Here is a 23767-nt window from a genome sequence, read left to right as displayed (position 1 = left end):
TCCAATCGTGACTTTGGGATAGAGACATCATGTTGAGTACAGATAGCCCCCCCGTTAGCTCTGTCGTCGAGACGTTCGAGCACCCGTTGCCTTTCGATGAGCAAATGCTCGACGTCCTGCCGATCGGTGTCTGCACGCTCGATGCCGACGGAGCGGTGCAGCGGTACAACAAGGTCGCCAGCCAGCTTTGTGGCGATGGGTTGCTGCTGTACGGGCGGCTGCGCATCCTGTGTCAGGACAGGACGCTCATGGCCTTTGCCGATACGCCATTGGCAGAAACGATACGGACGGGGCGTCCTGGACAGGATGTCGTCTTGCTGATCGAACGGTCCGACAACGAGGCGACACCGGTGCTGGCCAATATTCAGGCCTTGCGTAGCGATACCGGGCAGATCACTGGCGCCATCGTCTGCTTTCAGGCCAACACGCCGGCCCGCCAATGCGGCGCCGATCGCCGACGCAGCGTGGAATGGCTGACGGCCATCGTTGAGAACACCCCTGAGTGCGTCAAGATCGTCGACCAGGATGGCACCTTGGTGCAGATGAACCCGGCCGGCCTGCGCATGGTCGGCGCCCAGACCGCGGGCGATGTGGAAGGGCGGTGCGTGTACGACCTGATTGCACCGGAACATCGCGCGTACTGGCTCGATCAGCATCAACGCGTCTGCCAGGGCGAAAAGCTCAGCTGGGAATTCGACATCGTCAGCCTGAGTGGCACGCGCCGGCATATGGAAACCCATGCCGTGCCCATGGCACTGCCTGGTCCACAGTCGGGCGTATCGCCAAACTTCGCGCAACTGGCGGTGACGCGCGACATCACCGACCGCAAGCGCCTGGAAGCCGCCAATCGGGAGGCCGAGCGCCGCCTGCGTGAACTGCTCGATGCGTTGCCGACGGCTGTCTACACCACTGACGCGGCCGGCAAGGTAACCTTCTTCAATCAGGCCTGCATCGATCTGGCGGGCCGCACGCCAACCATCGGCACCGATGAATGGTGCGTGACCTGGCGCCTGTACTGGCCGGACGGCACAGCGTTACCTCACGATGCCTGCCCGATGGCCGTTGCGCTGAAAGAGCAACGCGCCATTCATGGCGCCGAAGCGGTGGCCGAGCGGCCCGACGGAACCCGCGTGCCGTTTCTCGCCTATCCCGCGCCATTGCGCAACCAGGCCGGCAAGGTGATCGGCGCGGTGAACATGCTGGTCGACATCACTGAGCGAAAGGTGGCTGAGGACCATCGTCAACTGCTGCTCAACGAACTCAATCATCGGGTCAAGAACACCCTGGCGACCGTGCAATCGATTGCTGCGCAAAGCTTCCGCCATGATGACGTCAGCGAAGGTTATCGCTGGTTCGAAGGCCGTTTGATTGCGCTGTCCAAAGCCCATGATGTGCTGTCTCGGGAGAACTGGGAGGCTGCGAACCTGAACGACATCGTCGAGCAGGCAGCAGCACCCTTCCAGGCGCATGACCACAAACGCTTCGTCGTCGAGGGCCCGTCACAGCGCTTGCGACCCAAAGCGGCACTGGCGCTGGCGATGGCACTGCATGAACTGTGCACCAACGCAGCCAAGTACGGGGCGCTGAGCAACGAGGCGGGGTATGTCCGCCTTCAATGGCAAATCGTTCCCTGCAAGACGGGCCGCTGCCTGCACCTGCATTGGCAAGAGCACGGTGGGCCTGCCGTGTCGTCGCCGCTACGCAAGGGTTTCGGGTCGCGCCTGCTCGAGCGCGGCCTCGCGGGTGAACTGGGTGCCGATGTGCAATTGGCCTACCCGGTCGATGGGGTGGAGTGCCATATCGAGGTGCCGCTGCCGTGACTGACGATCCCGATACCAGTCAAGGTCGCTTCGGCCACCTGCGGGTGCTGGTCGTGGAGGACGAAGCGCTGGTCGGTATGTTGCTGGAGGACATGCTGACCGACATTGGCTGTGCGCATGTCGAGCTGCTTTCGCAATTCGCCGACGGGCTGCAGGCGGCAGAGACCGGCGACTTCGATCTGGCGGTGCTCGATGTCAACCTCGACGGCGTGTCGAGCTTTCCTATCGCCGAGCAGCTCATCGCACGCGACATTCCGCTGCTGTTTGCCACCGGTTATGGCGCGAGCGGTATGGACTCGCGTTTTTCCGACATACCTACCTTGCAGAAGCCCTTCTTTTTCAGTGATCTGGAGCGCGGCGTCTGCCTGGCGCTGGAAGGCGCTTGAAACGCGGCAGCCTCGTGTTGACCTAGCCACTGCCAGCAAAAGCCCGCTTCTCAGCGGGCTTGCCGTACTGCGCCTAACGCTATGGCATCACGGGCCCTGGGTGACGAGCGCCGAGTTGCCCGTTCCGTTCTGCATGATCACCGCGTTGTAACTCTGCGCGCTTTCCACGGTGCCGGTCTGCACGACGGAGGCGTAGTTCTCGCTGCCGATCTGCCCGATGCTGGCCGTGCCGTAAAAGCCGGTTTGATCCACATCGATTTCGTTGGCGGTTCCGTTCTGGTCGATGATCAGGCTGCTGCCGTCGAAGTCCTGGCGAATATCCACCCGGTTGTAATCGCCGGTGGAACTCCCTTCGACGCTCGTCGAGCGTCCGCTCTGCATGGCCGTCAGTTCGTTGCCGGTGCCGTTCTGGGTGTAGGTGAACGAGCCGAAGCCAGCCGATTCCACGACATCCGCGACGTTGCTCGTGCCGATCTGCGTCAGGGTTACATCGCCAGAGGCATAACGGCCGGGTGAACGCTGGTCGAGCGTCGCCTGGTTAGCCGTACCGTTTTGGCTGATCGATGCGCTGGCACCGAAGGGGAAGCCATCCTGGGTCAGGGTGATGACGTTGTCCGTACCGGTCTGCTCGGTCTGAGCATAGGCATCGCCTGTTTGTTGGATATAGGCCGTATTGCCAACACCGTTCTGGACGCCGTTGTAATCCTTCCGGAGAAGGCCTTCCTGAAATACCTCGATGGCGTTGCTCTCTCCGGTCTGGCTGATCGCCGCGCTGTTGCCGTTAAATTCCAACTGTTCGATGTAGGCCAGGTTACTGGTACCCACCTGCGAGACGGAGGCCGAGTGGCCTACTTCTGCCGAAGACTGAAGCACGGTGGCGAGGTTGTACGCACCGTCCTGGCTGACCGAGATCACGCCGTTGGCGCCTGTTTGCTCGAGGGTGGAGATGTTGCCAACGCCGGTCTGGTCGCTGTCGGCCGTAAGACCGGCACCGCTCTGGTTGGTGTAAGCCACGTTGCCGTCGCCGTTCTGGGTCTGCGTGATGCTGTTGCCGTCGCCTTGCTGCATCACGTCGGCATAGTTGTCGGTACCCGTCTGGTCTTGCCTGGAGTCGCTGGCGGCGAAGGCATGGCCTGCGATGAATACTGAAATGGTGGCTGCCAGGATTGTTTTTCTTGTGTGCATTTCAGAGCCCCTTGGTGAAGGAGCTCGAGTTCTAGCCGGTGCGTCTGGCGCCGTGTATCCGTCGAATTGTTGATATGGCACGGGCGGCGCATTAATGCCGCTGAGCTTGAGCGCAGCAGGACGCCGATTATGGCGTCAGGCCGGGCGTCTGGATGGATGCTGCGACCCAGGCCAATTCGGCGCCTGTCGCGGCACTCATCCAGATCGCGGCATCTGTGCCCTGTGGCTAGCCGACCAGCAGTAGCGATTCCTGGCGGTTGCGGCGCCGCTGGTACAGCGTGGCGAGGGCGACCAGCCCGACCAGTATGCCGCCGAGGATCAGCGACGAGCCGACCGTTCCGAATCCCAGCCCGCCTTGTGCCGGTGCCTTGGTCAACACGTCGCCCAGCGTTGCGCCGAACGGGCGGGTCAGGACGAAGGCGGCCCAGAACAGCAGCACCGGCGATAGACGTGTACGCGCATGCAGCAAGGCGATACCGGCTATCAGGCTGCCGATCAGCAGCGCGCCGCCAGCGAAGCCCAGGCCGGAGTCATCGGCCAGGTAATCGGCCAGTGCCGTACCCAGGGTGTTGGACACCAGGATGGCCGCCCAGTAGAACGACTCGCCGCGCAGGTTGCGAATGCGCTCGACCGCCAACGTACCGCAGCTCACGCGCCAAACGAGGAAGATCACCAGCAGCAGCCCGATCAGCAAAGCCGAACCCGTGACGTAACCGAGACCCAGGGTGCGGTCCATGAAGTCCGACAGGGTCGTGCCTGCGGTGCTGGTCGTCAGGATGACTGCCCAGTACAGCGGCGGGTGGTACCGCTGGGTTCGCAGTTGGGCCAGCAGGGTGACGAGAAAGCCGCTGAGAAGGATAAGCGAGCTCATGGCGTAGCCCACATCAAGGGTCATCGACAGCAGGTCGCCGGCGGTTTCGCCGAGCGTCGTGGCGCAGATTTTCATGACCCAGAAAGCAAGGGTTATTTGGGGAAGTTTGTTCATCGTCTGATCTCGAGGGGCACAGCCAAGGGGGCGCAGCACGAAGCGCTGCGTGACGCCACGATGCACAGCGTCGTGTGAGGGCCAGGTGAAAAAAGCATCAACGATGTGTAGCGGCGCAATACGGCCCGCCGTTCGCGGCCAAGGCAGCTCCCACAGGTCAGGTTCTCGCGCGGTGGCAACGGGCTCGAGCGCGTCGGAAAGCCCGCGGCCCGGTTGATTTCGGGGCACCCGAAGCGGATCGGCTCGTGGATGTGCCAGGGTCGGCTGCTGAACAGTGGCGGCTGAGTGTTGCCGTACAGCTGGAAAAACCCTCGAAATTTTTCGCCGGTCGATCGACCATAGCGCACCGATACCCCCGCAGCGCTTCTACGAGCGCTGCCATCGAGAAGAGGAACCCCATGAACAGCAAGGTCGTTTTCATCACTGGCGCCACGTCCGGATTTGGACGCGCCACCGCTCACCGGTTTGCCGAGGCCGGTTGGTCGCTGGTGCTCACCGGCCGGCGTTCGGAGCGCCTGGACGCGTTGAAGAAAGAGCTCAGTGCCAAGGTGCCGGTTCATGTCGCGACGCTCGACGTGCGCAAGAACGAGGCGGTCAAGGAAGTGATCGCGGCCTTGCCGGAAGCCTTTCGAGCCGTGACTTGCCTGGTCAATAACGCCGGCTTGGCGCTGGCGCCGGAGCCGGCTCAGAAGACCGACTTGAACGACTGGCACACCATGATCGACACCAACATCACCGGGCTGGTCAATGTGACCCATGCGCTGTTGCCGACGCTGATCGAAACCGGCAAGGGCGCCAGCATCGTCAATATCGGCTCGGTGGCGGGCCAGTGGCCCTATCCCGGTAGTCACGTCTACGGGGCGAGCAAGGCGTTCGTCCAACAATTCAGCTACAACCTGCGCTGCGACCTGATCGCTACCGGCGTAAGGGTCACGGATATCGCGCCCGGCATGGCCGAAACCGAGTTCACCCTGGTGCGTACCAAGGGCAATCAGGCCGCCTCGGACGCGCTCTACAGCACGACGACGCCCTTGACCGCAGAGGATATCGCCGAGCAGATTTTCTACGTTGCCACGCTGCCGGCGCACATCAACATCAATCGCCTGGAGATCATGCCGACGCGTCAGGCCTGGGCGGGGTTCGCGGTCGACCGCGACAAGTGAGGTGAACGGCTGGGCCGGTGTGGGGCTGTAAGCGGCGCCCGCCGGCTCAGGTGTACGCAGGGCGGCTGGCCGCGTAGCGCATAGGGTTGAAGGACCGACGTATCAGCGCTGTCGCATGGACAGGCGCCTGAAGCGTGATAAGCGTGAGGGAAGCGCGCTGGACCGCCAGGCTAGGGAGGAGGCGGTAGGAAGGGCGACTGCGGTTTAGCGGTTGGGAGCAGGCGCTGCGTCCACGAGGGACGTCAGCGGCCCGGTATCCTGACAGCGGTGACTCAGTTAACCGCGTCTTTCAGCGACTTGCCTGGCTTGAAGCCCGGCAGCTTGGCTGCGGAAATCTTGATGGTGGCACCAGTCTGCGGGTTACGGCCATCACGGGCGGCGCGCTCCTTGACGGCAAAGGTGCCGAAGCCGACCAGCGTTACGCTGTCGCCGTTCTGCAGGGTGTTGGTTACGCTTTCGGTGAAGGCATCCAGTACGCGAGTGGCAGTGCTCTTCGGAACATCGGCAGAGGCGGCGATCGCTTCAATCAACTCGGCTTTATTCACGGGTATGGCTCCAGATTGGAAAGGGTGGTCAGTATAAGCAGCGTCTCGCTCCGTCGCCTGCGGCAAATTTCCCCTTTTTGCAAAAAATATCCCGCCTGGTCGACAAATCGCTTGTTTGGCTGATCCGGACGCTTCTGTCTGGACAGCGTTCTGCCGGCTTCGGTTCATTGGTATCCCGACCATCGGCCGTCCGTCAATCGCCCGCCGAGACGCTGTTGTAGCGCTTGATGGGGATATGTCGTGGTCCGCTGTAGCGCCGGCGGACAGTCCGGGTTGGGCGATCCACCAGGACTGTTTCGCTGCCAAAAAGGCAAGGCCGATCGGTCGCCGACGGTTGCTTCAGTAGCGAATATCGATGTCCACCTCGGTCGGCGCAGTGCCGCTGACCGTGAACTCGCTGTCCTCGAAGGCGGGCGGCCCCATGACTTTGGGGTTGTTGGACAAGCCGTAACCCTCGGTAGGAAACATGCCGAAGCGACGATCCAGCTCGCCGTTACCGTTCTCGTCGTGGTAGGCCATGATCGCGTACTGGCCCGCGGGTACGTCATCGAACCTGAGCGTGAGCGTCCCCGCAGCGGCGGCGACTTCACGGGTGGCGAAGGCCTTGTCCACTTTGCGAAAGCTCCTCGGGTCGGAAAACAGCGCGACCCGCACAGCGCCTTGATCGTGCTGGAGGCCGTTGAGCCTGACCGTCAGCGGCTGGCCGTCAGCGAATGCCGCGCCGCTCGCCGAAACGGCAAGCAGCAGAAGTAACGAACGTAACGTCATCGATAAGCTCCGGTAGGACTACTGGCATCAACGGGCCGACGCAATCGGCGGGGCGGCTCCGGCGTGCATATTGGCGTTGTTGCACCCGAACGGCTAGTCCCGCGGCGAATGCCCAGAATGGCTCCCGTGGTTCGGCAATGCGATGCTTGCCGGCCGGCCTTTTTCGCATCCGAGTTCACATGGACAAGATTCAACTTCAGGCACTGATCATCGACAAGCTGTACGCCGACCTGAGCATCGCCAAGGACGCGCTCAAGGCCTCTCACGAGGCGGCGACCCATGCCGAGAGCAAGGCGGAAAACAAGTACGACACGCGAGGGCTGGAAGCGGCGTACCTGGCCGACGGCCAACGTCGGCGAGTCGCGGAAATTGAGGTGGCGCTGGCGAGCTACCGCAATCTGCCGATGCTTGAGCTGGCCGACGAGGCGATTCGCCTGGGGGCGCTGGTTTCCCTTGAATTAGGGGGCAGCAGCCGTTGGGTGTTCCTGGGGCCGGACGCCGCCGGGTTGAGGGTGACGATGGACGATACCGAGGTCCTGGTCATCTCCCCGCAATCGCCGCTCGGACGCGCCTTGCTCGGCTGCCGGGAGGGTGATGAGGGCGAGCTGCGGGTGGAGGGCCGGCCCCAGCCGTACTGCGTGCTGTCGATTTGTTGATAGGGCCTCGCCCGGGGTAAGGGTTGGCTTCGCGAGAATGCTGGAAGTCCGCTTTCGCCGCGGTTCGCGGCCCACACAATGGGGGCGGCGCGCACCGCTTTATATGTTGTGGGAGGCCCGACCTCGGGCCGAAGCGTTTTCAGGCACCGAGCCGGCGCCGTTCGCCGCGGGTCGCGGCTCCCACAGTGGCGGCGTGGACGGCTTTTTTCTGTGGAGCCGCCTCACCCGGCATCAGCCAATGGTCATCAGGCTGGCATTACCTCCTGCTGCCGCCGTGTTGATGCTGAGCGCGCGCTCGATCAGCAGTCGTTCCAGCGGGATCGCGGTGTCGCCGGGCGCCATCCCCTGAATGCCGATGATCGGGCCGCTGCGGCGCGCAAGCTGTTGGCTGACGTCCCGCAGTTGGTCGGGCGTGCCATGATGCAGCACGAAATCGAAGCGTGCGGTATCGGAGGTCCAGTCTGAAACGCGGGTGATCCGGCTCTGTACGGCCTGCGGTAGCTTGTCGAGCACCGCGCGGCTGGCCGGAGCGTCCCGCACCATCGCTTTGCTGCCCAGTGTCAGTGCCGCAGCAAGCTGAACCTGCAGATCCTGCGCATCGTCGGCCAGGCACAGCACCTCGTCGCGCGGCAACAGGCTATAGCTGTTGCGCTCGCCCGTGGGGCCATTGAGGAGCCGCGTGGTGCCGGCCTGGGATTGCTCGGCGAAGCGTTCGCACAGCGCCACGAGTTCGCGCTGGCCCGTGTCCTGGGCCCATTGGCGGAACTGTTTCGCCGCCTCGATCTGCGCAGGCGAACGGTGTATCTCGGGGAGCGCGGGCACGCCGCCAAAATCCAGGGCTCGCAACAGCGCGTCATCGGGGCGCTCGGCCAGCAGGCGATACAGATACAACGGTCCCCCGGCCTTGGGGCCAGTGCCCGACAGCCCTTCGCCGCCAAATGGCTGCACGCCGACCACGGCACCCACAATGTTGCGATTGACGTAGAGGTTGCCGACCTTGGCGCGCTCGACGACCTTGGCGATGGTTTCGTCGATGCGGGTGTGGACGCCGAGGGTCAAGCCATAGCCGGCGGCGTTGATCTGTTCGAGCAGCTGGTCGAGTTCGGCGCGGCGATAGCGCAGCACGTGCAGCACCGGGCCGAAGACCTCTTGCTGCAGCTCGTCGAGGCGCTCCAGCTCGATGAGCGTCGGTGTGACGTAGGTGCCGTTGGAACAGTCGTGTTTGTCGATGCGCGCCACCTGATGGACCCTGCGGCCCTTGCTGCGCATGGCCTGCAAGTGCTGTTCGATGGTGTCGCGCGCCTCGGCGTCGATGACCGGCCCGACGTCGACGGACAGCCGCTGTGGATTGCCCATGCGCATCTCCGCCATGGCGCCCATGAGCATGTCGATGACCCGCTGCGCGACGTCTTCCTGCACGCACAGCACGCGCAGCGCCGAGCAGCGTTGGCCGGCGCTGTCGAACGCCGAGTTCATCACGTCCATCACGACCTGCTCGGCCAGGGCCGAGGAGTCGACGATCATCGCGTTCTGTCCGCCCGTTTCGGCGATCAGCGGGATGTTCCGGCCACGCTCGTCCAGCCGTCCGGCAATGCTGCGCTGAAGGAGCGAGGCCACCGCCGTGGAGCCGGTAAACATCACGCCGCGGACGCGTTCGTCGGCCACCAGGCGGGCGCCGACGGTTTCGCCGCGGCCGGGCAGAAGCTGCAGCGCGTCCCGGGGAATGCCGGCTTCATGCAGAATCTGCACGCCCAGCGTGGCGATCAACGGGGTCTGCTCGGCAGGTTTGGCCAGTACCGTATTCCCGGCACCCAGCGCAGCGCAGACTTGGCCGGTGAAGATAGCCAGCGGGAAATTCCAAGGGCTGATGCAGACCACCGGCCCCAGGGGCTGGTGGGTGTCGCTCGCGAAGTTGCTGCGTACCTCGGCAGCGTAGAAGCGCAGAAAATCCACGGCCTCACGTACTTCGGCAATGGCGTTGATGTAGGACTTGCCGGCTTCGCGGATCAGCACGCCCATCAAGGTCTGCATGCGCTGTTCCATGAGCACGGCTGCCTGCTCGAGGGCAGCGGCACGCGCCGCGGGCGGCGTGGATCGCCAGGCATCGAAGGCGTCGCTCGCACAGCGCAGGGCGTTATCCACGTCGGCTTCGCTGGCGTCCTGCACCTCGCCGACCACGTCCCGATGGTCCGCCGGGTTGAGCAGCGGTTCGGCCGGTGCGGTCGAGACGACCTCGCAACCAAGCAAGGGCGCCGCCACGTGGCGCTGGTGCGCATCAGCCAGCAGCGCGGAGGAGAGCGAGGCCAGCCGTTGTTCATTGGACAGGTCGATGCCGCACGAATTGAAGCGTCGTTCTCCGTAGAGGTTACGTGGCAGCGGAATACGCGGGTGCGGCAGACCCAGCGTGCCTTCTGCCGCCAGCATCCGCTCGACTGTCACCACTGGATCGGCCACCAGTTCTTCCAGCGAAATGCTCTTGTCGGCGATGCGGTTGACGAACGAGGTGTTGGCGCCGTTCTCCAGCAGGCGGCGCACCAGATACGCCAACAGCGTTTCGTGGCTACCGACCGGTGCATAAATGCGACACGGCCGGTCGAGGCGGCCGTCGCCCTTGCCGACCACCTGTTCGTACAGCGGCTCGCCCATGCCGTGCAGGCACTGGAATTCGTACTGGCCGGGGTAATAGTGCTGGCCCGCGAGTTCATACACGGCAGCCAGGGTATGGGCGTTGTGCGTGGCGAACTGCGGGTAGATCGCGTCTGGCGCGGCGAGCAGCCGGCGTGCGCAGGCAATGAAGGACACGTCGGTGTACGCCTTGCGGGTATAGACCGGGTAGCCCTCCAGTCCGTTGAGCTGTGCGAGCTTGATTTCGCTGTCCCAGTACGCGCCCTTGACCAGGCGGATCATCAGCCGATGGTGGCTGCGCTTGGCCAGATCGATGAGGAAATCCACCACGTAGGGGCAGCGCTTCTGATAGGCCTGAATGACGAAGCCGATGCCGTTCCAGTCATTCAGCGAGGGTTCGAAGCAGAGCCGCTCGAGCAGGTCCAGCGACAGCTCCAGCCGGTCCGCTTCCTCGGCATCGATGTTGATGCCGATGTCGTAGCGTCGTGCCAGCTGAGTCAAGGACAGCAGCGTCGGGTAGAGCTCGTCCATCACCCGGCCGTATTGCGCGCGGCTGTAGCGTGGGTGCAGCGCCGAGAGTTTTATCGAGATGCCTGGTCCTTCGTAGATGCCGCGGCCGCGCGATGCCTTGCCGATGGCATGGATGGCCTGCTCGTACGAAGCCAGGTAGCGCCGCGCGTCGCTGGCCGTCAGCGCCGCCTCACCGAGCATGTCATAGGAGTAGCGGAAACCCTTGGCTTCCATCGTCTGCGCATTGCTCAACGCCTCGTCGATGGTTTCGCCAGTGACGAACTGCTCGCCCATCAAGCGCATTGCCATGTCCACGCCCTTGCGAATCACCGGCTCGCCGCCTTTACCGATCAAGCGGTTGAGCGACGACGACAGGCTGGACTCATTATGGGTGGCGACCAGCCGGCCGGTGAGCATCAAGCCCCAGGTCGCGGCGTTGACGAATACCGACTGGCTGTTGCCCAGGTGGGGTTGCCAGTTGCCGGTGCTGATCTTGTCGCGGATCAGCGCATCCCGGGTGCCTTTGTCGGGCACGCGTAGCAGGGCTTCGGCCAGACACATCAACGCCACGCCTTCCTGGGATGAGAGCGAGAATTCCTGTAGCAGACCCTGCACCAGCCCCTGGCGTCCGCCGGCGCTCTTCTGATTGCGCAGCTTCTCGGCGATGCGCATTGCGAGTCGGTGCGCGCCTTCGGCCCGCTCCGGCGCCAGCCGTGCCTGCTCCAGCAGCATCGGCAGCGCCTCCTGTTCAGGACGACGGTAGGCGGCGGTGATCGCGGCGCGTAGCACCGACTGCGGTAATACACTTTCGGCCAGTTCGAGGAAGGGCTGAGCGCCGGGTTCGACCTCGGCCTCCAGCGCATCGGCGTGCGGCAAGGGCAGGTCGCTGAGCGGGGCGGTGCCGCGTTCGAGCTGCTCGAGGTAGTGCAGCAGTGCCTGTTTTATCAACCACTGCGGCGTGCGATCGATCCGGCGTGCTGCCGCTTCGAGTCGATCACGGGCAGCCTCGTCGAGCTTGATGCCGAGTGTGGTGGTCGCCATGTTGCCTACCCCTCAATCTGAGATGCGCGGGTTCGGTGGCCGCACCGCGGGAGGCACGGCTTGGGTACGATCGACAGCCTCTTATGAGCGTAGACGTTCCCGGTGAGGTGGTTGGCGGGCACAGGCGAGCGGCAAAACACTGATACAGCTCCAGTGGCCCCCCGGGCAGCCAACCAGGCAAGTCGTGACTAGTCTTAACTCATGGCTCGCCCAACGCGATCCAGAGACCCAACCGGGTGAGCCCGCGCGACGTCGGGCTCGCCCCAGGCCCGTCAGCGTGCGGTTGTGATCGGCGCTTTGGAGGGACTATGAAGATCGAGCGATTCGAGGACCTCATCGACTGGACGCGGGATACCCATCGAGAGCTGGCCAGGTGCTTGCAACGAAGCGCACGGCGACACGAAGAGCAGCGCGCGCAGTGGCTATTGGCCTATCTCGCCGACCACGAGAAAGCACTGGCCCACACCATCGAGCGCATCGAGCGCCACGCCGATCCGAACGCCTTGCATACCTGGATCTTCGACTATGTGACGCGTAATCCGGTGATTCGCGGACAGCCTTGCGCCATGCCGTACTCGACCATGAGTGTCGAGCAGATCTCCTACGAGCTGTTCACCGTTCATAACCAGGTGATGGATCTGTACCGGTCGCTGGCGCGGCGAGCCGAGATCGACGGTGCGCGCGATCTCGCATCCGAGCTGCTGGCGTTGGAATCGCACGAAACGATGCGGCTGGCGGTGCAGTTCAATCGGGTCAACGAGGTCTGAGCGGGCGGCGCTGGAGCTGGACCGGCTGCGCTGCTCAGCGCTTTTCCGGTTCCGGCACGTCGCTTTCCTCGGCGTCTTTCTGATCGATCTTGCGTTGCGCCTCCCGCTCGTCCGCTGCGTCAGCCTTCAAGCTCTGCTGTTCCGGCGCCGGGTCATACTGAAGCTCGACCATCACGGGGAAGTGGTCTGATCCGAACGCAGGCAGACGCTCGATACGCACCAGTTTGAAGTGGTGGCTGTGGAACAGGTGATCGAGCGGCCAGCGCAGGAACCAGTGCTTCGCATGAAAACTGTTGACCATGCAGCGACCCACCCGCGGATCGAGCAGTCCGCTGACCTTGCGAAACAGGCGCGTATTGGCCGACCAGGCGACATCGTTGAGGTCGCCGGTCACAATGATCGGTGTGTCAGGCTCATCGTCCTGAACGCTCTTGGCCACCAGTAGCAGCTCGGTGTCGCGCTCGGTGGACTCGTCGTTCTCGGTGGGGCTCGGCGGAGCCGGATGGAGAAAATGCATGCGTACCGCCAGGTGTTCGTTCAGCCGAACCCGTGCATGCATGGAGGGCACGTCCTCCTCGACGAGAAAGCAGGTCTCGCCGTTTTCCAACGCGAGCCGTGACCAGACGTGCATGCCGTAGAGGTTGTCCAGCGGACAGCGCATCACGTGTGGGTATTGGTCGGTGAGTTCCTCCAGCTGCGCTTCCCACCAACGATCGGTTTCGAGCGTGACCAGCACATCGGGACGGTGGCGGCGCACCAGGGCCTTGAGCTGGTCGGCCTGGCGATTCGGCGTCAGCACGTTGGCCGCCATTACGCGAATGCGGGGCCTGTCACAGCGCGCATCGGCGGACTGGACTTCCCGGGGCCACAGACGCGTGTAGGGGACGATCCACCAGGCCTGATAGACGAGGCAACCACCGACGAGCAGCGAGATCAGAATCTGCAACGGCTCGGAATAGGACAGCAGCAAGGCCTGAGCCAGCAATAGCGCAAAGGCCAGCACACACAGCTGCAATCGCGGAAAATCCAGGGCGCGAACCCACCAGGCTGGGTTTTTCCAGAGCGGCAGCACGGTCAGCACCACCAGCAGGCCGGTGGCCGTCAGCAAGATCCATTTCGTCATTGCCACTCCTCTGCGCGTTCGGCTCGATGCCCCTGCCGGCTGTTGCCATACAAGGCATTCGTCCCGCTGCCTTGCTGATTGGTTCCGCTTGTCTGCTCGCGCGCATATGCCGGGTTGCAGCACAGGAAAAGCAAAAAGGCCTGACAGGCAATGCCTGTCAGGCCTCCGGGGTCGCAGTGGGTGGCGTTACAGCGGTTCGCCGATGGCCGCGCAGCTGTTCGGCGTCGTGGCGTGCTTTCTCAGCACCGGCAGCTGGGGCTGTTCGGCACCGCCGGTGACGTCGAGCGCCAGGATGTAATTGCCCCACCAGGGACCTGCCGCCCAATAGGTCAGTGGAACGCAATTGTCTCGCAGGTAGCCAAGCAGGTTATCCATCGCAACGATGGCATCGGGTGCGTAGTTCGGCACGCCCATCTCGCCGATGAAGCCGCGCAGCTTGTTGGCCCGCAGCCAGTCAACGAAGGGCTTGGCGCGATTGATGCCCAAATCCGGCGCGAAGGTCTCTGTCTTGTCCTTGTACAGGCCCGACGTGTCGCGATCGAGGTACATGTGCGCTTCGAAAATCAGCTTGTTGGCAGGATCGCGCATCCATGGATCCGCGATGAGCTGAGTGTTGGACTGCGGCCAGTGCCAGGCGCTGGAGAACCGGTCGCCTGCGACGTAAATCCAGTTGGTCTGGTCGACCTTGCGGATCTCCTTGGCGGCGGCCAGTGCCGCTTCAGGCCAAAGCCCTTTGGTGTTCGGCTCGTTCATCAAACCGTAGCCGCTGAGGGCCGGGTGCTTGCCCACCTTCAGTGCGATACGTTTCCAGGCATTGGCGAATGCCTGAATCGGTACGGTCTCGGAGCCGATCGGCTGCTTGTAGTAGCGGTAGTAGTTATGCATGTCCAGCACCACCTTCACGCCATACTTCTGGGCGTAATCCAGCGACTGGGTGAGCAACGCCAACTGTGCGGCATCGATCTCGGCGTTGAGCCGAGGCTGCATGCGCTCCCAGAGGAAGGGCAGGCGGACCAGCTTAAGCCCTTGCGCGGCGTACTTCTTGTAATACGACTCGGCGGGATAGATGTAGTTGGTCCCATGTTTGCCGGGCAGGACGGATGGGCCGAACGCGGCGCCGGACAGCGCCACACCGACGAGTTGCACCGGTCCGGCTGCGGGCAGCGTAGCCGCGGTCGGCTCCGATGGGGCGGCAGGACGGATCGCGGGGGCTGTGGCCAGGCTGAGTTTGTTCGGATAGCCAACGAGGTTGCCGTTGAGCACGGGCCCGCTCATGAACACGCTCAGTGCGCCGCTGGCTGGCTTCACCGAGGTGATGGTACGAATCTGTCCGTCTGCGGTGCGCACCGAGGCACCCGGTACGAAGGCCGCCTTGTTCTGCGCGGTCGCGGCGACGGATACGCCGGCCGACGCACGCCAGGAGCCGTTCAGCCAGTACTTGTTGGTGAACTTGTTGATCAGCGCCGAGTAGCTCGGTGGCGCAACAGGCGCGCTCTTGGTCGTCGTGATCGGCGTTGAGCTGGCGATATTGCTGACGCTGAGCTTGTGCGGGTAACCGACCAGCTTGCCGTCGAGCGCCGGGCCGCTCATGAAAATGGTCAGCGCACCGCTGGCCGGGGTGACGGCGGTGACGGTGCGGATCTGTCCGTCGGCGGTACGCACCGAGGTTCCGACACGGAACGCAGCTTTGTTCTGCGCGGTGGCTGCGACCGATACCCCGGCCGAGGCGCGCCACGAGCCGTTCAACCAGTAAGTGTTGGTGAATTTGTTGATCAGTGCGGAATAGGCGATCGTCGATGTGCTGGTGGTAGCGGCGGTTGCAGCCTGAACCTCGCCACTGCCAGGGATACCGCCCATCAGCGCGGCAAGGGCAATGAAAGACAAAAGGCCCTTGCGGGCATTTGGGAAAGACGTGACGGACATTGGCTCACCATGTGTTGGGCATCGACGCGCGTTGCCGGCGTTGCGATGAATCGACAGGGGAGGTTGATCAATAAGCGGTGCTGCTAGGCAGGCGGAAACCACCGATAGAACGAACCACTGAATGAAACGGCCGCCGGGCAGGCGCCGTTTCGTTGCGCATTTATAATTTGTTTCTTTTATCTTTTGAATCTAAGTAGACGTAATATTGCCGCCAATATTACGTCTACTCGCTAAATGGCCATTGTTTTAATATCAAATGGCCGCTGGCCATCTTTTGCGATTAGCTCTGGATGGCCCGCACCATGCGGCTGGTAGGGGATGATGGCGCCGGTTTTTTGAATTGACCGTTAATCGGGTCACGAACCTGAATGTCTAAAAAACCGACGAATGGCGCGGACTGAATTGAACTTCTTCGACCTGTATTCAGGGCAAGGGTTCTTGCGGCGAGATATAGAAGCGGTTCTTTATGAGGCGAGTTACACCGGCGGGGCGTCACGCGGTGTCGTGCTTGTAAAGCCGTCGGGCTTGGTGCAGGGTCAAGATCGGTTCTTTCTGCGGAGTCCTGCCATGTCGCGTCTTTATCCTCGCGTCGACCCTGATGGGCTGATCGAATACTCGGTCGTTTACACTGATCGCTCGCTCAACCACATGTCCCGGTCATTCCAGGCCGTGATGAACGACATCTCCGCAACGCTCAAGGCGGTCTACAACGCCGATGCGGTCGTCGTCGTGCCCGGCAGCGGGACCTTTGGCATGGAAGCGGTCGCCCGCCAGCTGGCACACGACCGCCATTGCCTGGTGATCCGCAATGGCTGGTTCAGTTATCGCTGGAGCCAGATCTTCGAGATGGGGGGTATTCCGGCGCGCACCACGGTGCTCAAGGCGCGAGCGCAGAGTCAGGCGCCGCAAGCGGGTTTTGCGCCGGCGCCGCTGGATGAGGTGATCGCAGCCATAGCCGAGCAGAAGCCCGATCTGGTGTTTGCGCCCCATGTCGAGACGTCATCGGGGATGATCCTGCCCGACGATTACCTGCGCGCGGTCGGCGACGCCGTACATGCGGTCGGCGGTCTGTTCGTTCTGGACTGCATTGCATCCGGCGCGCTGTGGGTGGATATGCAGTCGTCGGGGGTCGATGTCTTGATCAGTGCGCCACAGAAAGGCTGGAGCGCGTCCCCTTGCTGTGCGCTGGTGATGCTGAGCGAGGCTGCTCGCCAGCAAGTGGAACGTACCCAGAGCAGCAGCTTTGCGTGCGACCTGAAAAAGTGGCTGCAGATCATGCAAGCCTACGAGCAAGGCGGGCACGCCTATCACGCGACGCTGCCGAGCGACTCGCTGGCGCTGTTTCGCGACGTGATGCTGGAGACACAAGCGCATGGATTCGAAACCGTTCGGGATCAGCAGATCGAACTCGGCCGACGCGTTCGCGTCTTGTTGGCGGAGCGGGGGTTCAGGAGCGTGGCGGCTGACGGCTTCGAGGCGCCCGGCGTGGTGGTGTGCTACACGGACGACCCTGATATCAAGAACGGCCGCAAATTCGCCGCGCAGGGCTTGCAGATCGCCGCTGGCGTGCCGCTGCAGTGCGACGAGCCCGCCGATTTTCAGACGTTCCGTATCGGCTTGTTCGGCTTGGAGAAACTGAACAATATCGATCGCACACTGGACTTGTTACGCGACGCGCTCGACGAAATTGCCGCGGCGCACTAGCGCGGTAATTAACGAAATGGATACGGGCCATTGCGACCGCTCGTCGCGTGGCCTGTGCAAGTTTGGTTGTTATTGATGGCCGTTGTTTGCTGGTGCTATCTGGCTAAAGCCCGCGTGGGCCCTGTAGCTGTTAAGAAAATAACGCTGAAACCTGCGAGCTAGACACATTCCTGAAACAAAAATGTGTTTGCAGGAATGGCAGGGCTGACTACGCTCAAGTTGTACGAAGCTTATTACAACAAGAGAGAGGGGCTAACTATGATCAACAACCAGAAAGCTCAGGTCGTTGCACTCGAGTTGTGGCGCTTCTGCGCTCACTGCATTGCAGCCATCGTTGTTGTAGGAGCGGTATTGATTGGGTTCCTCGGATCATGGGAGCTAGGCCTGAAGGTCGGGGTATTGCCATTGCTGGCGCTAATCGCCGCTGACATCCTGGCCAAACGTCGAGAGCATCACATTCAGCCAAGAAACTCCTGACCACCTCTTCATCCTGCGCGAGCCGCAACGGTTGGCGCAGGATCATCGTCCCGCATGACCGCCATTTCCACGAAGTCACCGTCTCGACGCTTCCGCTCGCCGAATCCCGCATATTTCCCAGCGATAACCCGCAACAACGTGCCGGCTCCGTTCGCCTGTGCCTGGTTTGGGCCGGCCTGACAGTAGAGCAGCGTTGCCGGGACATCAGGCGAGGTAATCACGGTAATAGTCGAGTGTCGCCAGGTTCTTGTCCTTGGCTTCGAACATGATGTCGAAGCGGTCGAGGAATTCACGCGCGTAGAGGTTGGTCCAGCGGTTCCACATCCGTTTGCTGTGGCTGTAAAGGTCGCGCTTGCTGACCTGCTCCAGCAGTGCCGGCATTTCCAGTTTGTCTTCGGCGGAAAACCCCAGCTCCATCAGGCGCTCAGGGGGCTGGGAGTAGTGCATCGTGGGTCGTACACCGCGCCAGCTTTCGATGATGCGTGACACCCTTGGGTCGTTGGGGTCGATGTAGGTGTCTTCGTTGATCCAGCAGTGATGGATATCCAGGACCACCGGCGCAAGATCGGCAAGTTGCAAGCAGTCATCGACGCCGTAGGTTTTCTCTTCATTCTCGAACGTGATGCAGTGGCGCGCTTCCTGCGAAAGGCGAGGCCAGATCGCTCGGATACCGTCGCCGCCTAGGCGCCCCGCGATGTGCACATTGCATTTGAAGTCCTGAAAACGCCGACCGAAACCCATCATGCGGATCATGTCGGCGTGGTATTCGAATTCGGCCAGGCTGTTTTCCACCACCTGCGGCTTGTCCGATCCGAGCACGCAATACTGGCCCGGATGCAGGGAAAGGCGGATGCCCAGCTCCCTGGCGCGCGACCCTATCTGCGCGAAGCCGCCTTCCATGACGCGGCGCACCTCGGGCTGCTCGTAAAAGGCCTGTGCTTGCGGATGGCTGTAGAACGGCAGCAAGTCGCTGCTCAAACGCAGCATGCGCAGGGGCTCGGGCAGGGTACCGACATAATCGAGCAGCCGCAGCTGCGCCGCGAGGTTGTGCTCGACGATCTCGTTCAGCTTTTCCCGCGCCGCCGCCTGCGACACGCTGTTGAGCCAGCGCAAGGTGGTCGAACGCGGATTGAAGGCGCGCTCAATGGCCTCCAGCTCCTTCAGCGACTCGCTGTGGCCAGGGTGGCGGTACATGCAGGCGAAACCGATTCTGTACATAAGGACCTTGGGCTTGGGCGCCATGACGTGTCCTTACTTAGTGGCCGCAGACGAAGCAGGGTGCCGGGCACCTGACGAACGCGCCCGTCGACTGGTCAGTCGCCAGGCGCTGGTCGGGACAAACGATGCCGATCGGCGTCCAGCCGATGCGGAAAACCTCGTACCATACCGCGTCCCTATATTGCTCCGGTTGGTTGTTCATGTTGTCTGCCGTCAAGCGCTACAAGCTGCTGGTGTCCAGCGCATTGGCCCGTTGTTTTCCGCGCACCTCGGCCTATGTGCAGTCCGAAGAAGAGCTGATTCTGCGGCGCTGGCCGGATGGCCGTAAGGCATCGACCGCAAAGCCCGCGAAGGGGCTCAAGGCACCAGCCAAGTCGGCGAAGGCCGTCAAATCACCACGGCCGCGGCAAGCCACAGCCAAGCCACGGGCGCAGACGCGCAAGGCTAAATCGTCCGCGGGCGAAGGCCTCTATGGTCCGGCCAAGTTGGCGGTCGACACGCAGCAGATTCAGGCGATGCGCCTGCGCGTGGGGCGCGCAGTCGAGGCCGGGGTCGTGCGGGCGCCCTCGGACGAGCAGTGGCGCATGATCCTCGATGACAGTCCGGTGACGCGAATATTTGCCGGAGCGGGCTCGGGCAAGTCCACCACCCTGATCCTGCGGGTGGTGTTCATGCTCTGCCATCTGAACGTGCCGCCGGAACGCCTGACAGTCATCTCCTTCACCAATGCCTCCTGCGCCGAGTTGCGCGACCAACTGACCCGGGTGCTGGGCTTCTGGAACGTCGACTTCGATCCCGCCCAAGTACGCCAGTGCGTGCGCACCTTTCATTCGGCGATGGCGGTATTGGCGAAGGCATCCCTGGGTAAACCGCAATGGTTCGAGCAACTGGACCAAAAGGGCGCATCGCCCGCCGAGCCGGATAACCCGCTGACATCGGCACGCCTGGGTCCCGCACAGCAGCGGCTGCTGAAGCAGGCTTATCAGGCGTGCTACGCCGAGCAGGAGGAGTTTCGGATCAAGGTCCACCAGCTGCTGGGGCTGCCTGCACCCGACGCTCGCGAGCGGCCCGGACGCACCTCACCGAAAGCGCCGCTGGACGGGTTCAAGCTGGCTGGCGAATTCGTTCCGGTTCCGCTGTTCGAAGCCTTCTACGCCCAGGCGGGCTTCATCGAGAGCATCGGCATTCGCATCGAGCAACTGCAGGTTCAGCGGCTCGATTGCGCCGAGCACGAGCGTGACTTCGTCGGGGCGCTGATCCTGTTCTGGCAGTATTTCCAGGCCGCATTGCAAGCGCAGGGGCTGATGACCTTCAACGGCGCCTTCCAGCGACTCACCCAGCAGCTGGCGGCCGGCGATTCGGACGTTGCGATGGACGCGCTCGCACCGTTCAGCCATCTGTTGATCGATGAGTTTCAGGACATCTCGCCGCAGATCGTCCAGTGGCTACAGGCCCTGCACGGAGCGCTCGCGCGACAGGGCGAAACGGTGAGCCTGATGGCGATCGGTGATGACTGGCAGTCGATCTACGGCTGGCGCGGCAGCTCGCCGGAGCTGTTCATGGACTTCGACAAATACTTCCCCGGCAAGGGCGCCACGAAGCAGAGCAGGGTGCTGATGATGGAAACCAACTACCGCTCCATCGAGCCGATCATTCGCGATGGCGAGGCGGTGCTCGATGGCGTCGAGTTCAAGCAGGCCAAGGCCAGCCAGGCGGCGAAAAAAGCTGAGTCCGGCGACCACGGTGTGAAGCTGGTGACGCGCTTCGACATCAAGACGGGCCTGCCAGCGCTGATCGCCGAGATCGAGGCGCAGTGTCGGCACGTCTCGACACGCCCGAATGCCGATCGCAACGCCGTGCTGGTACTCAGCCGCCGCAACGAACCGTTGCGCGTCATCCAGGCCGAGCTGGACAAGCGGTTGCCGGTCAAGGCCTGCACCATCCACCGCGCCAAGGGGCTGCAGGCGGAGGTCGCGATCATCGTCGATGACTGTCTGCCGGCGGAAAAACATCCGCTTCGCAACGCCTTGTACGCCTACTCGGGCTTCTTCCGGAACCGCTACGATCAGGCCATGGCGGATGAAAATCTGCGCCTGGCCTACGTGGCGATTACCCGCGGCGTGAGCCGCGTGCTCTGGTACACGCAAAAGCCTCAAGGGGCGACGCGCCTGCTCTCGGCGCGAAAGAAAGCACGATGAGGTTGGCAACGACGCGATGGCGATGAGGCTGCGGCCAGGTGTTGGGCTTGCCAGCGGACACTACGAACGAGAGGACAAATGCATGCTGAAACTATGGGGGCGAATCAACTCGACCAACGTGAGAAAAGCGCTCTGGTGCCTTGAAGAGCTGGCTATTCCCTATACCCGCATCGATGCGGGAGGTGCCTTCGGCGTGGTGGGCGAAGCCGAGTACCTGGCCAGGAATCCGAATCGCCTGGTGCCGTGTCTCGAGGATGGCGAGCTGGTGCTGTGGGAGTCCAACGCCATCGTTCGCTACCTCGCGGCGCAGTACGGTGAAGGCAGGCTGTGGAGTGTCGATCCGCGCGAGCGTGCCGGCGCGGACAAGTGGATGGACTGGGTGACGTCATCCCTGGCGACGCCTTTCCGGCCGTTGTTCTGGAACATCGTGCGTACCGCGGAGGACCAACGTGACATGGCCGCGGTACAGGCGGCGCTGGAGGCTTGCGGTACGCTACTGGCGATCGCCGATGAGGCCCTGGCCAAGCAGCCTTATCTGTCCGGCGAGCACTTCGGCATGGGTGATATTCCGCTGGGTTGCTTCGCCTACGCCTGGTTCGAGATGCCCATCGAACGGCCGGCCCTGCCGCATTTGCAAGCGTGGTATGCGCGACTGCAAGAGCGGCCGGCCTACCAGCGCGCCGTGATGACCCCGCTGACGTGACCGCTCTCAGCGGCTGCTCGATGCTTCGTTCAGCCAGTCGAAGAAGGCCTTGACCGGCGGGTGCCGCTCGCGGCCAGGCACACACAGCGCCGTGTAGTTCGCCCCGGGCACGGTTATCTCGGGGCGCAACGGTTGCAGCAGCCCCATCGCCAGGCTCTGCGACACCAGCACGTCGCTTGCCAGGACCAGGCCTTGCCCGGCGATGGCGGCCTGCAAGGCGTAATGCTCCTCGTCGTATTCGCGCAGCTCGGCGTGCGCCAGCCATGACTCGTCTGCCGCCTCGCACCAGGCCTTCCAGCTGCGATCGTAGAGCTGCGAGTTGCGCCAGCGCACCGTAATCAGTGTCAGCCGTGTCCGGTCCAGAGAGGCAAGCAGCCCCGGCGCACCATATACCCCGAAGCGTTCGTCGAGCAGACACTGGCTGTGCAGGCTGGGGTGACTGCCGTAACCGTAGCGAATCACCAGGTCAATGCTGGCGTCCTGCTGCAGGTCGAGCAGCTCGGTGCTGGTTTCGACGCGGACCTTGATGCCCGGATGCGCCTGATAAAAGCGCCCTAGGCGCGGGATCAACCACAGCGCCGCGAAGGCTGGCGTGGTGGATAACGTCAGGCTGCCGATGCTTGGATGCGGACGCAACTGATCGACGCTCTGCACGATGTCCAGCAAGGCGCCATGCACACGCCCGAACAACCGCTCGCCGCTTTCGGTCAGGCGGACACCGCGCGCCAAGCGGTGAAACAGCGGCACCCCCAACCAACTTTCGAGCGTCTTGATCTGGTGCGAAACCGCCGTAGGCGTGACCGCCAGCTCTTCGGCGGCGGCCTTGAAGCTATGCAGCCGCGCGGCGGATTCGAAGGTGCGCAAGGCGGTGAGTGGAAGAGTCGCGAACATGTGATGCCTCAGGTGAATTCATTTCATTCGGCGGCAGTATTGCTCATTTGTCGTCGTCGGCTTCGGCCAATACCTTGGCTTCGTAGGCCGCATGGTGCGGCGTCGGAGATGATAGATGAAAAGAATTCTGGCCATACAAGGTAGCCCGCGCGGTGAACGCTCGCACTCACGGCGCTTGCTCGAACACTTTCTACAAGAGCTGGCGGACGAGCAGGGCGACGTCGAGCTGTCGCGCCGCGAAGTCGGCCGTATCGTCCTGCCACCGGTAACCGAGGGCTGGGTGGCTGCCGCGTTCAGTGCGCCTGCCGAGCGCACTGCAGCGATGCATGCGGACCTGGCGCTCAGCGACACGCTGGTCGATGAGCTGCTCGATACAGATCGCCTGGTCATCGCCGCGCCCATGTACAACTTCGGCGTACCCAGTGGCGTCAAGGCCTGGATCGACCAGATCGTGCGCATCGGCCGCACCTTCGATTTCACGCCTGAGGACCCGGTCAGCCAGTACAAGCCGCGAGTGCTCGGCAAGCGTGCGCTGATCATCACCACCCGAGGCGATCGTGGCTACGGCCCGGATGGCATCAACGCCCACCTCAACCACGCCGATACCCACCTGCGCGCCGTGCTCGGGTTGATCGGCATTACCGATGTCGAAGTAGTCGCGGTGGAGAATGACGAGTTCGGTGGGCTGGTATTCGAAGATTCCTACCAAGCGGCGCGGCGTCGGCTGGCACAGCTGGCGTTGGACTTCTGATGGCCAGCGGCTGGGCATTTCTCCTGCTGGCGGCAGGCTTCGAGGTGCTCTTCGCAATGGCAATGAAGTACGCCGAGGGCTTCACGCGGCTACTGCCCAGTGTCCTGGTGGTCGTCGCCGCGAGCGCGGGGATCTATTGCCTGACGCTGGCGTTGCGGGAGCTGCCGGTCAGCATCGCCTATCCGATCTGGACCGGCATCGGCACGCTGGGCACGGTGCTGCTCGGGGCCTTGTTGCTGGGGGAGGCGCTGACGCCACTGAAGCTGCTTTCGGTCGCGTTGATCGTCTCCGGCATCGCCGGGCTCAAGTAGCGCGCCGGCTAGGCCGC

20 protein-coding genes are annotated in these 23767 nt (G+C 63.0%); 11 read left to right on the top strand and 9 right to left on the bottom strand.

Annotated features, from left to right (window positions below):
• Positions 1 to 29 precede the first annotated feature (29 nt).
• Both KVO92_RS02825 and KVO92_RS02820 read left to right on the top strand, forming a co-directional pair.
• Positions 30 to 1820: a PAS domain-containing sensor histidine kinase gene (locus KVO92_RS02825; protein WP_217474165.1), complete on the top strand. Its 1791-nt coding sequence runs from the start codon at positions 30 to 32 to the stop codon at positions 1818 to 1820.
• Complete coding sequence (locus tag KVO92_RS02820) at positions 1817 to 2206, top strand: response regulator (protein ID WP_336512599.1); 390 nt, start codon at positions 1817 to 1819, stop codon at positions 2204 to 2206. The genes KVO92_RS02825 and KVO92_RS02820 overlap by 4 nt, the downstream gene beginning before the upstream one ends.
• A gap of 87 nt (positions 2207 to 2293) precedes the next feature.
• Here the strand turns inward: KVO92_RS02820 and KVO92_RS02815 are convergent, their stop codons facing one another.
• Both KVO92_RS02815 and KVO92_RS02810 read right to left on the bottom strand, forming a co-directional pair.
• Complete coding sequence (locus tag KVO92_RS02815) at positions 2294 to 3391, bottom strand: hypothetical protein (protein ID WP_217474164.1); 1098 nt, start codon at positions 3389 to 3391, stop codon at positions 2294 to 2296.
• Positions 3392 to 3617: 226 nt separating this feature from the next.
• Positions 3618 to 4376, bottom strand: coding sequence for a hypothetical protein (locus KVO92_RS02810; protein ID WP_217474163.1), 759 nt, complete (start codon positions 4374 to 4376; stop codon positions 3618 to 3620).
• Positions 4377 to 4774: 398 nt separating this feature from the next.
• Here KVO92_RS02810 and KVO92_RS02805 point away from each other — a divergent pair, with 398 nt between their 5' ends.
• A complete protein-coding gene (locus KVO92_RS02805) occupies positions 4775 to 5539 on the top strand; it encodes an SDR family NAD(P)-dependent oxidoreductase (RefSeq protein WP_217474162.1) in 765 nt (254 codons plus the stop codon).
• A gap of 272 nt (positions 5540 to 5811) precedes the next feature.
• Here KVO92_RS02805 and KVO92_RS02800 read toward each other — a convergent pair whose 3' ends face one another.
• Together KVO92_RS02800 and KVO92_RS02795 are read right to left on the bottom strand one after the other, a co-directional pair.
• Positions 5812 to 6252: an HU family DNA-binding protein gene (locus tag KVO92_RS02800; protein WP_272876496.1), complete on the bottom strand. Its 441-nt coding sequence runs from the start codon at positions 6250 to 6252 to the stop codon at positions 5812 to 5814.
• A gap of 171 nt (positions 6253 to 6423) precedes the next feature.
• Positions 6424 to 6852: a DUF2141 domain-containing protein gene (locus KVO92_RS02795; protein WP_217474161.1), complete on the bottom strand. Its 429-nt coding sequence runs from the start codon at positions 6850 to 6852 to the stop codon at positions 6424 to 6426.
• A 179-nt stretch (positions 6853 to 7031) separates the two neighbouring features.
• Between KVO92_RS02795 and KVO92_RS02790 the strand changes: the two genes are divergently transcribed.
• The gene (locus KVO92_RS02790) at positions 7032 to 7508 is read left to right on the top strand and encodes a GreA/GreB family elongation factor (RefSeq protein ID WP_217474160.1); all 477 of its coding nucleotides are present in this window, start codon (positions 7032 to 7034) and stop codon (positions 7506 to 7508) included.
• Positions 7509 to 7739: 231 nt separating this feature from the next.
• Here the strand turns inward: KVO92_RS02790 and putA are convergent, their stop codons facing one another.
• Positions 7740 to 11684 (bottom strand): trifunctional transcriptional regulator/proline dehydrogenase/L-glutamate gamma-semialdehyde dehydrogenase, encoded by a 3945-nt coding sequence (putA, locus tag KVO92_RS02785; RefSeq protein WP_217474159.1) that lies wholly within the window; start codon positions 11682 to 11684, stop codon positions 7740 to 7742.
• Between the two features lie 308 nt (positions 11685 to 11992).
• On the opposite strand from putA, the gene KVO92_RS02780 reads away from it, so the two are divergent.
• A complete protein-coding gene (locus KVO92_RS02780) occupies positions 11993 to 12451 on the top strand; it encodes a hypothetical protein (protein ID WP_217474158.1) in 459 nt (152 codons plus the stop codon).
• A gap of 34 nt (positions 12452 to 12485) precedes the next feature.
• Here KVO92_RS02780 and KVO92_RS02775 read toward each other — a convergent pair whose 3' ends face one another.
• A complete protein-coding gene (locus tag KVO92_RS02775) occupies positions 12486 to 13574 on the bottom strand; it encodes an endonuclease/exonuclease/phosphatase family protein (RefSeq protein ID WP_217474157.1) in 1089 nt (362 codons plus the stop codon).
• A gap of 186 nt (positions 13575 to 13760) precedes the next feature.
• Positions 13761 to 15497, bottom strand: coding sequence for a glycoside hydrolase family 5 protein (locus KVO92_RS02770; protein ID WP_217474156.1), 1737 nt, complete (start codon positions 15495 to 15497; stop codon positions 13761 to 13763).
• A 567-nt stretch (positions 15498 to 16064) separates the two neighbouring features.
• Here KVO92_RS02770 and KVO92_RS02765 point away from each other — a divergent pair.
• On the top strand, positions 16065 to 17201 hold the full coding sequence (locus tag KVO92_RS02765) for an aminotransferase class V-fold PLP-dependent enzyme (RefSeq protein ID WP_217474155.1): 1137 nt from the start codon (positions 16065 to 16067) through the stop codon (positions 17199 to 17201).
• A gap of 258 nt (positions 17202 to 17459) precedes the next feature.
• Positions 17460 to 17678 carry a hypothetical protein gene (locus KVO92_RS02760; RefSeq protein WP_217474154.1) on the top strand — a complete coding sequence of 73 codons (219 nt, stop codon included), beginning with the start codon at positions 17460 to 17462 and terminating at the stop codon, positions 17676 to 17678.
• Positions 17679 to 17882: 204 nt separating this feature from the next.
• Here the strand turns inward: KVO92_RS02760 and uvsE are convergent, their stop codons facing one another.
• Positions 17883 to 18896: a UV DNA damage repair endonuclease UvsE gene (uvsE, locus tag KVO92_RS02755; RefSeq protein WP_217475409.1), complete on the bottom strand. Its 1014-nt coding sequence runs from the start codon at positions 18894 to 18896 to the stop codon at positions 17883 to 17885.
• A 200-nt stretch (positions 18897 to 19096) separates the two neighbouring features.
• On the opposite strand from uvsE, the gene KVO92_RS02750 reads away from it, so the two are divergent.
• Positions 19097 to 21094: an ATP-dependent helicase gene (locus KVO92_RS02750; RefSeq protein ID WP_217474153.1), complete on the top strand. Its 1998-nt coding sequence runs from the start codon at positions 19097 to 19099 to the stop codon at positions 21092 to 21094.
• 82 nt (positions 21095 to 21176) lie between these two features.
• On the top strand, positions 21177 to 21797 hold the full coding sequence (locus KVO92_RS02745) for a glutathione S-transferase family protein (RefSeq protein ID WP_217474152.1): 621 nt from the start codon (positions 21177 to 21179) through the stop codon (positions 21795 to 21797).
• 6 nt (positions 21798 to 21803) lie between these two features.
• Here the strand turns inward: KVO92_RS02745 and KVO92_RS02740 are convergent, their stop codons facing one another.
• Positions 21804 to 22688: a LysR substrate-binding domain-containing protein gene (locus tag KVO92_RS02740; protein ID WP_217474151.1), complete on the bottom strand. Its 885-nt coding sequence runs from the start codon at positions 22686 to 22688 to the stop codon at positions 21804 to 21806.
• 115 nt (positions 22689 to 22803) lie between these two features.
• On the opposite strand from KVO92_RS02740, the gene KVO92_RS02735 reads away from it, so the two are divergent.
• Together KVO92_RS02735 and KVO92_RS02730 are read left to right on the top strand one after the other, a co-directional pair.
• Positions 22804 to 23439, top strand: a complete 636-nt coding sequence (locus KVO92_RS02735) for an FMN-dependent NADH-azoreductase (RefSeq protein ID WP_217474150.1) — start codon at positions 22804 to 22806, stop codon at positions 23437 to 23439.
• On the top strand, positions 23439 to 23750 hold the full coding sequence (locus KVO92_RS02730) for a DMT family transporter (RefSeq protein ID WP_217474149.1): 312 nt from the start codon (positions 23439 to 23441) through the stop codon (positions 23748 to 23750). Before KVO92_RS02735 ends, KVO92_RS02730 begins: the two co-directional genes overlap by 1 nt.
• Positions 23751 to 23767 lie beyond the last annotated feature (17 nt).

Origin of the sequence: Stutzerimonas stutzeri (assembly GCF_019090095.1) — a bacterium.
GTDB classification, from domain to species: Bacteria; Pseudomonadota; Gammaproteobacteria; order Pseudomonadales; family Pseudomonadaceae; genus Stutzerimonas; species Stutzerimonas stutzeri_AN.
The sequence above is the reverse complement of the archived record's forward strand: the minus strand, read 5'-3'. Positions and strand labels throughout refer to the sequence as shown.